We start from the raw sequence: 11,697 nt of genomic DNA, 5'->3' as shown, positions 1-11,697 counted from the left end.
TCAGTGATCGATGCGTACGCGGCTGCAGAGCAAAGGCGGCCATGTGCGCACGCCCCGCCGGACACTCCCGTGACTCTCCGCGACCGGGGGTGGGGAGGTGTGGCGGGTGTGCACGGTCACGGCGTACACCGTGCCGGTCGCGGGGCCGGCGCGGAGCGACGTGCCTGCGGCCCGGCCCGACGACGGTCGCGGCGCGGCCCGGCGCGGCGCGGCCGGTGGTCAGGCCAGCAGGCGGGCCAGTTCGGTGCGGGAGCGCACACCCAGCCGGTGGAACACGTTGCGCAGGTGGTGGTCGACGGTCCGGGTGGACAGCGACATCCGGGTGGCGATCTCCCGGTTGGTCGCCCCCTGCGCGACCAACCGGGCGATGTGCAGCTGCTGCCCGGTCAGCAACTGCTCCGGGCCGTTCGGCGCCGGCCCGACCGACTCCCCCGCCGCGCGCAGCTCCTCGCCCGCCCGGTCGGCCCAGACGGTCGCGCCGAGCACTGTGAACGTCTCCCGCGCCCGGTGCAGGTGGGCCCGGGCGTCGCGGGGGCGGCGCCGGCGGCGCAGCTCGCGGCCGAACAGCAGTTCGGTGCGGGCGCGCTCGAACCGGTCGGTGTCGGCCGGGTGCAGCCGCAGCGCCGCGTGGAACTCCCGTTCGGCCTCCGGGCCGCCCCGGGGCGCGAGCAGCGCGCGGCAGCGCGCCGCCAGGGCCCGCCGCGACGGGCTGGCCGTGCTGCTGGCCCAGTGGTCGAACACGGCGAGCGCGGCGGCCGGGCGCCCGCCGTCGTGGGCGGCGGCCTCCACCAGGTACGGCGTGGCCATCACCTGCACCAGCACCTGCCCCCGCCCGGTGCCGGTGCGGGCCAGCGTGGACAGCCGGGCGACCGCGTCGGCGTACCGGCCGTCGATGAGGTCCAGCACACCGAGCGCCCACCTGGCGTACGCGTCCGGCCGGCTCCCGGGCGCGGCCCCGTCACCGATCTCGGCGATCCGGGCCAGCGCGCCGGCCCGGTCGGCGCGTACCGCGGCCAGCACCGCGAGGATGCCGAGGTGCACCTGGGCGCAGGCGTGCTGGCCGGTGTCGCGGGCGGCGCGCACGCCCTCGCGGGCGGTCTCCGCCGCCGCCTCGTGCCGGCCCAGCCAGTACTCGGCGACGGCGCGCAGCTCCAGCGCCCGGGGCAGCAGGGACAGCTCGCCGCGCGAGCGGGCCACGTCGACCGCCCGGCCGGCGAGCCGGTGCGCGGGCCCGTCCACCGCCCCCAGCAGCGCCGCCGCGGCGGCGCAGACCAGCGCGCCCGGGGTGAGCGCGGGCCCGGACAGCCGGCCGCCGAGGACGACGACCCGGCGCAGCGCCGGACCGCCACGGGCGTGGTCGCCGCGCAGGGTCGCCCCGACGCCCACCGCGAAGGTGGCCAGCAGGTCCAGGTCGGGCGGGTCGCCGGGCCGCCGCAGCGCCTCCGCGCGGCGGGCCACCTCGGCGTAGCGGAACTGGTCGCCGGTGACGCAGATGGCCTCGCCCGCGCGGACCAGCGCGAGCAGGGCGGAGCGCCGGTCGGCCGGCGCGACCGCGTCGGCGGCGGCCAGCAGCGTGGCGACCGCGGCGGCGGGCGCGTCGCAGCGCAGCTGCATCTCGCCGCGGAGCAGGTCGGCCCGGTCCTGTGCGGGCGGCGCGGCGGTCAGGTGCCGTAGCAGCCCCCGGGCCTGGTCCGGGTCGCCGGCGGTCCAGGCGCAGCGGGCCGCCGCCACCGTCAGTTCGGCGGCCCGCCCGGGATCGGCGGTCAGCTCGGCGGCGCGGCGCAGCGCGGCGGCCGCGGCGGCGCGGTCGGACGCCCCGTCCACCGCCGCCGTCAGTTCGGCGGCGAGCACGTCGGCCGGGCAGTCGGGGGCGGTGGCGTGGCGCAGCGCGCGGCCCAGCGGGCCGCCGGCGAGCGTGCCGGCCAGCAGCAGGTGCGCCGCGCGCAGGTCGGCCAGCGGCGCGACGGCGGCGATCATCGTGCGGGCGAGCGGGTGCGGGAACGTCACCCCGCCGGGCCCGGTCCGCAGCAGCCCGGCCGCCTCGGCGGGGGCGAGCGCTTCCACGGTCAGACCGGCGGACCAGGCGGCGCGTACCAGCGTGCCCGGGTCGGCGGCGTGGTCGAGCGCGGCGAGCAGCACCATCCGCCGGGTCGGCGCCGGCAGCCGGTCCAGGCGGGCCCGGTACGCGGCGGCGAGCGCGCCGTCCACCGGCGGCGTGCCGGGCAACGGCGCCTCGCCCCGCCACTGGGCCGGGGTGAGGCTGCCGGCCAGGTCGGTCAGCGCCGCTGGGCTGCCGCCGCTGAGCGTGGCCAGCGCGGCGGCCACCGGCGCGGACGGCCGGTGCCCCCGGTCGGTGAGCATCGCGTGGCACTCGTCGGCGTCCAGCGGGCGCAACCGGTGCGCCGGCACGCCGTCGACAGTGGCCGGGGCGGTGGCGGTCAGCAGCACCGCCACCGGCAGCCGGCGCAGCCGGCGCGCCACGACGGCGAGCGTCCAGGCGCTCTGCCGGTCGCCGATGTCGAGGTCGTCCACCGTGCACAGCAGCGGCCGGTCCGCGGCCACGGCGGCGAGCAGGGAGCGGACCGCCGCGGCGAGGGCCAGCCGCTGGTCGGCCGGGCAGCCGTCGCCGCCGAGCACGCGGCGCAGCAGCCGGCGCTGCCGCACCGGCAGCGCGGTGTCCGCGTCCAGCACCGGGTCGAGCAGGCGGTGCAGCCCGGCGTAGGGCAGCGTCGACTCGTCGGCCAGGCCGGCGCCGGTGAGCACCGTGCGTCCCGTCGCCCACCGGCGGGCGTACGCCAGCAGGGCGCTGCGGCCGGCGCCGGGCGGCCCGTGGAACAGCAGCGCGCCGCCGGAGTCCCGGTCGAGGAGCCGGCGGATCGCGTCGCACTCGTCGTCCCGGCCCCGCAGAGCAATATGCACTGTCGATGCAGAAAGCATGCATGCAGTGTCACAGATGGGCAACCCGTCGGAAAAGAGGCGGACATGCTGCCGGGGTGGTCGTCGCGACGACCACCCCGGCAGCGGACGGGCTCAGGCGCTGGGGCAGGTGTTGCGGTACTCCTGGATCGCCGACCCGCTCGGGCCGGGGCAGAGGAACTGCTCGTAGCGGGTGTCGTCGTCGACGAACCGCTTCAGCCAGGCCACCATCTGCTTCGCCGTCGGCGTGTTCGTCGTCTGCGGGAAGAAGTGGCTCGCGCCGTCCAGCTCCAGGTACGCCTTCTCCGAGGACGCCGGGATGCTGTTGTAGAACGGGATCGAGTGGGTCGCCACCGGCGCGACGCTGTCGGTCTCGCCGCCGATGATGAGCGTCGGCACCCGTACATCGGACCAGGTCTTGTCCAGGTTCCACGGCGCCAGCGGAACGGCGGCCTGCAGCGACGGCCGGGCCGCCGCGGCCTCCAGGCTGCCGCCGCCGCCCATCGAGTGACCGGCCACCGCGAGCCGGGACGAGTCGATCCGGCCGCGGACCGAGCTGCGCTCGGTCAGGTAGTCCAGCGCGGCCAGGAGCTGCCGGCCCCGGCTGGCCGGCTGGTCCAGCCGGGTGTTGGTCTCGATGCCGATCACCACGAAGCCGTGTGAGGCGATCCGCGGGCCGAGCCAGCTCAGGCTGGACCAGGAGGCGGTGTAGCCGGGCGAGATGGCGACCGCGCCGAAGGTGCCCTCGGCGGTGCTGGTCGGGTAGTAGATGACGCCGCCGCCGAAGCCGGTCACGCTCAGCGAGGAGACGTTGATCGACGAGGTGGCGAACGGGCCGCGGCTGGCCTCCAGGATGGCGCTGGTGGGCGCCGGGCCGCGCTCGTAGGGGCTGGCGGCGCTCGCCGCGACCGGGGCGGCGAGCGCGCCGCCGGTGGCGAGCAGCGCCGCCACGGCGAACCGGGCCAGGGCACGGACGGGGGTACGGGAACGGATGGTGGTGGGCACGTCGGTCACTCCTTGCGCCGGAATTACATCGACATGGGTCAGCATCGATGCCTTCGGCGCGGCGCGCATCGGCGAAATCACCGGTCCGCGCGGGCGGCGGGCAGGACGTGGAGGCGGCACTGCGGGCGGTCCGCACGCTGAACCGGCCCGGCTGTCACTCGGTGAACTCGCAGAAGGACAGCACCCTGTCGAACCGACCGGCGGCGAGGTCGTCGTGGCGGATCAGGAACCGCGCGTTGACGTACTCCTCGTCCGGTACGCCGAACTGGGCCAGCGGCACCCACTCGCGCACCACCCGCTGTTCTTCCTCGTACTGAGCCACCAGCCGCTCCGCGCGGGGCAGGGAGCTCGCCTGCTGCATCCGCTCCCGGTCCGTCATGAACGTCTCGGGCGGATCCTGCGCCGAGATGGTGTAGCCGCCGACGAAGACGTCGTGCTGAATCCACCCGTCCCGCTCCGGCCAGAGCTGCTCGAGCAGCGCGCCCATCTCCTTGCGGTGCGGCAGGTCGCGCAGCAGCTTGATCTGGGTGTCGCACAGCCACTCCTCCGAGCGGTCCAGCCAGTCCGGCAGTTCCGCCTGGAGCCCGGCGTACATCTCGTGCTCGGGGGCGAGGAAACGGCCCAGGTCGGTCCCGGCGGGTAGGACGTCCACACCGTCCACCGTCTCGGCGCCGGCCGGGACGTACACGACCCGCGCGTACGCCTTCTCGTTCTCGATGCCGCAGACGTCCTGTGCGCCCTCCTGGTCGAGGAAGAACAGCAGCGTGCCGTCGGCCGGCAGGGCGAGGTCGGGCACCCGGGGCAGCGCCGCGCAGTCGAGCCGGAGCAGGAACGGCAACGGAGAGCCCTCCGGGCACGTGGGCCACGGCACGCCCACCGGCAGCCGCGGCCGCCCGCCCCGCCGCCCGGCGTGCACGCCGTCCTCACGCCGCCAGGCGTGGATCCGGAACCGGATCAGCTCCGCGAAGCGGGCCACCTCGCCCTCGGGCACGCCCTGCGCGATCGCCGCCCGCCGGAACTGCTCTCTCTCATCCATGATCGTGGAGAGTAGCGGCACCGTCCGACATGGAGGGTGGGTCAGGGCCCGGCGCGCGGCCTCGATGTCGCCGACCAGGTCACGTCGTAGCGCGCGCCGCCCACCGCCTCGGCGAACGCGGTCGCCGCTGCGGGTGACCCGGCGATACGCCAGTCCTGCTCCTTGTCCACCTCGAACCAGATCAGCCCGATCAGGTCCGGGTACCGGGGCAGGGAGCCGAACGTCTCCCGGATCCACCGGGCCTTGCGTCCGGCGGTGTCGGCGGCGCCGGTCTCGGTGACCACCAGCGGCCTGCGGGTGACCTTGCGGATCTCGGCGATGGTCGGGCCGAAGATCTGGTCGAACGACCAGTACGTCTTGGTGAACGCGCCGGTGCCGTAGTAGCCGGTGACGCCGACCCAGTCGACGTAGTCGTCACCCGGGTAGAGCCCGGTCAGCCCGGCTGTCGTCTTGTCCCAGCGGGCGTTCGGGCTCCACACCCAGGTGACGTTCGTGGCGCCGGCCCGGGCGAAGAGGTCGTGCACGTGCCGCCAGGCCCGCACGTAGTCGCCGGGGCGGTTGCCGTTGGCCCGCTCGCACCACGGATACCAGTCGCCGTTCATCTCGTGCGCGAAGCGGATCGCGACCGGGTAGCCGAGCGACCGGACCCCCTCGGCCCAGGACCGCAGGTAGGCGTCGAAGTCGCCGCGCGCGATCCGGTCCAGCCGGTAGTCCGGCTGGGTGGCCCGGAGCCGGTCGATCTGCCGGACCGCCAGGCCGGTGCGCCGGGCCGCCAGGTCGACCGTGTGGTCCCACGGCTCCCAGCCGAGCATGGGCATCATGCCCCGCTCGGCGATCCGGTCGAACAGGCTCCGGTCGAACTCGGCCGACGCCCAGTCGGCGCCGAAGAGCATCACCTGCGGCGCCCGCCCGGCCGCCTCGACGAACCGGTCGACCGGCGCGAAGTCGTGCGGTCCCTTGTCGGTCATCACCCCGAAGAACGCCTGCCCGGCCGGGGGGAACAGGCCGCCGCCCGGCGCGCCGGCGCTCGCCTGCGGCGTCGCCGGGACGCGCCCGTGCGCCGATGCGCCCGTGCCCGGGTCGCGCCACGCTCCGGGCGCCACCACGAAGGCGTACGCGAGCAGCAGCAACCCGGCCAGCGCGAGGCCCACCCGGGGCGCGGTCGGCCTCAGCACGGGACACCGCCCTCAGCCGTCGGCTGCTTCCACGCCGCCTCCGCCGACCGGCGCCGGCGGTCCCGCAGGCCCTCCACCCAGGCGATCAGCGGTGGCGCGAGCCCGGTCAGCAGCGTCAGCGCCGGCCAGATCCGCAGCAGCGGATAGTCGTGGCCGAGCGCGAAGCTCGCCGCGAGCAGCCCGGCCGCCGCCAGCGCCCAGCACAGATGCAGCCGGAACGTGCGCAGGGACTCCACAGTGCGCAGCGCCCCCTTGGCGGTCACCACGAAGCCGAGCCGGCGGCGCAGCAGCGCGCCGGCCGCCGCGGCCACGTAGACCGGCCCGGCGAACAGGGCGAGCGCCATGCCGGCCATGCCCACCTCCTCGCGTTCGTGCGGGGCGATGTTGAAGCGCCGCAGCCAGAGCCAGAGCAGGAACCAGGTGCCGACGGTGGCGCCCCACAGCGTCGCCCACACCTGCGGGTCGAGCCGGCCCGCGTCGACGCCGGTCAGCAGGTAGAGCGCGGTGGCGGCGTTGCCCAGCAGCAGGCTCACCGCGACGCTCGGGTAGTAGAACTGGAGCAGGCGGTACTGCCAGCGACGGCGCGACGGCAGGTCGCGCGGCGTACGCATCTCGCGGCGGAGCAGGATCTCGCAGATCCCGGCGGCCCAGCGCTTCTGCTGGTTGAAGTAGTCCGCCCAGGACGTCGGCCCCTCGCCGAGCGCCACCACGTCCGGGGTGTAGACGCCCTTCCAGCGGCGGCCGGTGGCCGGGTTGACGGCGGCGTGCACGCGGATGCTGGTGAGGTGGTCCTCGATGATCGAGTCCTGGTAGCCGCCGATGGTCCGCCAGGCCGCCGGGCGGTAGAGGTGCCCGGTGCCGGTGAGCAGCGGCGCGTCCAGGCCGTTGCCGCCGCGGGCGATCAGGCCGTTGTAGAGGTACTGCTGCACGGAGGCGCCGTGGGCGACGAAGTTCTGGTGCATGTTGCCGTACACCTGGGGCGTCACCACGAACGCCACATCCGGGTCGCGGAAGTAGCCGAGCGTGCGTTCCAGGAAGTTCGGCAGCGGCACGTGGTCCGGGTCGACGTTCGCGACCACGTCGTAGCGGTGCTCGTGCTCGGCCCGCCAGGCGTTGTGGTTGCCGGACTTGGTCCGGGCCCGGAACTCGCCGCCGGGCCGGTTGTACTCGGGCCGGCCCTTGCGGGTGAAGTGGCGTACGCCCAGCCGCGCGGCCATCGCCCGGACCGCCGGGTCGTCGCCCTCGTCGAGGATCCACACGTCGACGTGCCCGCAGTAGACGATCTCCCGGAGCCGGCGCAGCGTACGCTCCGCGACGTCCAGCGGCTCCTTGCTCGGCACGATGGTGGTGAGCAGCGCGACCCGCAGGCCGACCGGCGGGTCGACCGGCACCGGGTCCCGGGCGTGGAAGGCGAAGACCCAGACCACCACGTTCTGCGCCAGGCGGATCAGTTCGACGCCGACGACGACGCAGAACGCGAGCCGGGCGGCGGCGGTCTGCCACCCGCCGAGCCCGACCACGCCGGGGCCGGGCACGTGCTGGGGCAGCAGCAGCCAGCCGACGAAGACGAGCCCGGCGGCGCTGTTGACGAGCACCAGCAGCGTCAGCACGACCCGCGCGGCCACCGAGGCGGTGGGGCGGAACTCGACCGCCGCGTCCGGGCCGCGCGGCGGGCGCAGCGGACCGGCGACGGCGCCGCACCGGGCGTACGCCAGGCGGGCGCGGACGTTGCGCTGCCGGCGGTCCGGATCGGCCGGCGTCCCGGGCGGGACGGGCGCGATCGGGCGGCCGCCCGGCGGCCCGGCCGTCGTGGCGCGGGACGGGCGTGTATCGGCGGCGACGGCCACGTTTCCCCCATGGTCTGCAGGCTCAGGAGCCGACCGAATGCTAAGCCGACAATCAACCACAAAAAGGGCGAATCAGGCAGACGTCGCCCGTTCGTCGACGTTCAGGCGGGAAGCTGGGCCGCCGCCGCCAGCAGCGCCACGAGAGCCAGCACGGCGAGCGCGCCGGCCGCACGCGCCCGGGCCAGGGCGACCCCGCCGAGCACCGCCCAGGCCGGCACCGTGAACAGCAGGTTCACCGCCGACCAGACCGGCACGGCCTGCGCCAGCGCCAGCAGCCCGAGCGCCGGCACCAGCGCCCAGGCGGTACAGATCGCGGCCGGGTACCGCAGCGGGAGGCTGAACAGGGCCAGCCCGGCCAGCACGCCGCCGAGCGCGACGACGCCGAACAGCTCTCCGGGCGTGGCCGCCAGCACGGCGGCGCCGGGCCACGCGCCGGACGCCAGGCGCCCGCCGCCACGCACGCCGACGGCGAGCAGCGCGGCGACCGGCAGCAGCCCGACGGCCACTGCGGCCAGCCACCGGACGGTGTCCCGGCGGCGGAACGCCAGCACGACCCAGCCGTGCGCGGCGAGCAGCAGCAACGCCACCGGCTGGCACAGACCGAGCAGCAGCACCGCGCCCGAATAGGGCACGAGCCGCCGCGGGCGCGGCCGGTCGAGCGCGGACGCCAGCAGCCAGGTGGCGAGCACGGCGGCGAACACCGCCAGGGCGTACGGCTGTGCCTGCTGCGCGTACCGGATCGAGGTCGGCAGCGCCGCGAAGATCAGGCCGGCCAGCAGGCCGGCGGCGGGCGTGGCGATCCGGGTGGCGAGCGCGCCGACGAGCGCCGCGGCCCCGACCATGGCCAGCAGCGACGGTACGCGCAGCGCGAGGTCCGTCGCGCCGAACAGCTCCGCCCAGCCGCGCAGGAGCAGGTGGTACGGCCCGAGCGCGATGTCGTCGCCGGTGAGCCCGATCCCCTGCCAGGGCGACGTCGCCGCCCGGCGGGCCGCCGACTCCCCGGCGCTCGGACCCGCTGTCGCGATCCGGGTCGCGCCGAGCGCGCCGGTCAGGACCGCGGGCAGCAGCCACGCCGCGATCCGCCACCGGGTCACGGCGGCGGTCGCGGCGCGGGCGGTGGAGCGGCGCGGACGGTCCTCGCCCCAGGGGTCCTCGACCGCGGCGTCCCCGATCCGGGGCAGGACCATGGTGTCCGCGTCCATCATCGTGACTCACGCATCCCTGTGGGTGCCGGCGACCGGGATCCAGCCGGGGCTGGCTGACATCCTGGAGCCTACTGAGCCAAAATCGACATAACGCCAATATGGGCTGAAAGGGTCCGCCGTCCGCCCCGTGGACGACCGGCGGACCCGGCTCAGCGGAGGTCGGTGGTCGTCCAGCGGGGCGAGGCGGCGGTGATCTCGACGGTGTCGCCGGTCAGCGTGGTCCGCGCCTGGACGTCGCGCCGGGCGCTCGTACCCACCCAGACGTCGACCTCCCCGGGCTCCACCACGCGGGTGAGCGTGCGGTCGGTGAAGGCCAGCCGCGTGGTCGGCACGCTCAGCTCGACGGTGACCGAGGCCCCCGGCTCCAGACGCACCCGCCGGTAGCCGAGCAGCTGCGCCACCGGCCGGGTCACCGAGGCGACCAGGTCCCGGCCGTAGAGCTGCACCACGTCGTCACCGGCGACCGCGCCGGTGTTCGTGACCCGCACCGACACCCGCAGCGCCCCGTCGGCCGGCACCTCGGCCGGCACGGTCAGGTCGGTGTACGCGAACGTGGTGTAGGACAGCCCGTGACCGAACGGCGCCACCGGCGTCGCCGGCAGGTTGGTGCCGTTCGTGCCCGCCCCCAGCTCCGGGTGCAGGTACGAGTACGGCTGCGCGCCGGCCGAGCCGGGCAGGGTGACCGGCAGCCGGCCGGACGGGTTGACCCGCCCGGAGAGCACACCCGCGATCGCCCCGGCGCCCTCCTCGCCCGGGAAGAACGTCTGCAGCACCGCCGCGCACCGGGTCAGCGCCCAGCCCAGCGCGTACGGCCGGCCGGTCAGCAGCACCAGGACGACCGGGGTGCCGGTGTCCAGCACCGCCTCGACGAGCTGGCGCTGCACGCCGGGCAGCTCCAGGTCGTCCCGGTCGCAGCCCTCCCCGACCGTGCCGCGGCCGAACAGGCTGGCGTGGTCGCCGACCACGAGGACCGCCACGTCGGCGGCGGACGCGACGGCGACCGCCTCGTCGAAGCCGGACCGGTCCGCCGAGTCCACCTCGCAGCCGGCCGCGAAGGTGACCCGGTCGGCGCCGAACTCGGCGCGCACCGCCTCCAGGACGGTCGGCACCTCGAAGCCGGTCTCCACGCCCGGGTGATGGGCCAGCACGTGGTTGAGGAAGGAATAGCAGCCGAACAACGCGCCCTGCCGGTCGGCGTTCGGGCCGACCACCGCCACCCGGCGGCCCGCCGGCAGCGGCAGCACGCCCTCGTTGGCGACCAGGACGATCGACTCCTCGGCGAGCCGGCGCGCGATCGACCGGTGCTCCGGCGAGTCGAGGTCCACGGCACCCGGCGGCTCGTCGGCGAACGTGGCGTCGAGCAGCCCGAGTTCCTGCTTCTGGCGCAGCACGCGCAACACCGCCCGGTCGACCAGCGCCTCGTCGACAGTGCCGGCCCGCACCGACTCGGTCAGCGTCAGGAAGGCGTCGCCGGTAGGCAACTCGATGTCCAGGCCCGCGGCCAGCGCCTGCGCCGCCGCGTCCGCGTGGTCGGCCGCGACGTGGTGCAGCAGGTTGAGGAAGGCGACGCCGTAGTAGTCGGCCACCACGGTGCCGTCGAACCCCCACCGGTCCCGCAGCAGGTCGGTGAGCATGGTCGGGTCGGCGGCGACCGGCACGCCGTCGATCTCGGCGTACGAGTGCATGACGCTGCGCGCGTCGCCGTCGCGGATCGCCATCTCGAACGGCGGCAGCAGCACGTCGGCGAGTTCCCGGGGACCGGCGTGCACCGGGCCGAAGTTGCGCCCGGCCCGCGAGGCGGAGTAGCCGGCGAAGTGCTTCAGCGTCGCGAGCACGCCCTGCGACTGCAGTCCCCGCACGTACGAGGTGCCGATGGTGCCCACGAGGTACGGATCCTCGGCGATGCACTCGTCGACCCGGCCCCAGCGCGGGTCCCGGATCACGTCCAGCACCGGGGACAGTCCCTGGTGGATGCCGAGCGCGCGCATCGAGGCCCCGATCGCCGCCGCCATCTCGGTGACCAGCTCGGGGTCGAACGCGGCGCCCCAGGCAAGCGGCGTCGGGAAGGTGGCCGCCTTCCAGGCCGACAGGCCGGTCAGGCACTCCTCGTGCACGATGGCCGGGATGCCCAGCCGGGTACCGGTCACCAGGTCCCGCTGGAACTTCCACAGCCAGGCCGCGCGGGCCGCGGAATCGACCGGGCGGGTGCCGTAGGGACGGGTGAGGTGACCCAGCCCGTGCCGGGCGAAGTCTTCGAGCCGGCCGCTGTCGGCGAACTCGCCCTGCAGGGGCGCGACCGCCTCACCGTCCTCCTTCTCCCAGAACCCGACGAGCTGCGCGATCTTCTCCTCGGTCGTCATGCGAGCGAGCAGTTCCCGTACGCGCGTCTCGGCGTCGTGCCCGTCCGACCGGTCGTGGTCCGAATCTGCCTGGGCCGGTACCGGCCCGTCCACCACCGCGTGGACCCCTGTCATGGTGTGCCTTTCCATTGGTTGTGCTGGTGCTGCTGCCGC

The 11,697-nt window shown here is 75.6% G+C and carries 7 protein-coding genes; all 7 read right to left on the bottom strand.

Annotated elements, in window-relative coordinates:
* Positions 1-219: 219 nt before the first annotated feature.
* The 7 genes from KBX43_RS02020 to KBX43_RS01990 all read right to left on the bottom strand — a co-directional run bounded on the left by KBX43_RS02020 (position 220) and on the right by KBX43_RS01990 (position 11,658).
* Positions 220-2,937, bottom strand: a complete 2,718-nt coding sequence (locus KBX43_RS02020) for a LuxR family transcriptional regulator (protein ID WP_210882631.1) — start codon at positions 2,935-2,937, stop codon at positions 220-222.
* Positions 2,938-3,030: 93 nt separating this feature from the next.
* Entirely contained in the window at positions 3,031-3,921 is an 891-nt protein-coding gene (locus KBX43_RS02015; protein WP_043330042.1) for a lipase, read from the bottom strand.
* Between the two features lie 154 nt (positions 3,922-4,075).
* Positions 4,076-4,957: a DUF1963 domain-containing protein gene (locus KBX43_RS02010; protein WP_210882629.1), complete on the bottom strand. Its 882-nt coding sequence runs from the start codon at positions 4,955-4,957 to the stop codon at positions 4,076-4,078.
* 41 nt (positions 4,958-4,998) lie between these two features.
* The gene (locus KBX43_RS02005; protein WP_064445672.1) at positions 4,999-6,132 is read right to left on the bottom strand and encodes a glycoside hydrolase family 26 protein; all 1,134 of its coding nucleotides are present in this window, start codon (positions 6,130-6,132) and stop codon (positions 4,999-5,001) included.
* Positions 6,126-7,979, bottom strand: a complete 1,854-nt coding sequence (locus KBX43_RS02000) for a glycosyltransferase family 2 protein (protein ID WP_210882627.1) — start codon at positions 7,977-7,979, stop codon at positions 6,126-6,128. The genes KBX43_RS02005 and KBX43_RS02000 overlap by 7 nt, the downstream gene beginning before the upstream one ends.
* Positions 7,980-8,080: 101 nt before the next feature.
* Positions 8,081-9,184, bottom strand: a complete 1,104-nt coding sequence (locus tag KBX43_RS01995; RefSeq protein WP_210882614.1) for a glycosyltransferase family 39 protein — start codon at positions 9,182-9,184, stop codon at positions 8,081-8,083.
* A 149-nt stretch (positions 9,185-9,333) separates the two neighbouring features.
* Positions 9,334-11,658: a glycoside hydrolase family 3 N-terminal domain-containing protein gene (locus KBX43_RS01990; RefSeq protein ID WP_043323415.1), complete on the bottom strand. Its 2,325-nt coding sequence runs from the start codon at positions 11,656-11,658 to the stop codon at positions 9,334-9,336.
* Between the last annotated feature and the right edge of the window lie 39 nt (positions 11,659-11,697).

The organism is Micromonospora sp. C41 (assembly GCF_018070485.1).
GTDB classification, from domain to species: domain Bacteria; phylum Actinomycetota; class Actinomycetes; order Mycobacteriales; family Micromonosporaceae; genus Micromonospora; species Micromonospora chalcea.
Note: the sequence above shows the minus strand (reverse complement) of the source record. Positions and strands in the feature narration are given on the sequence as shown.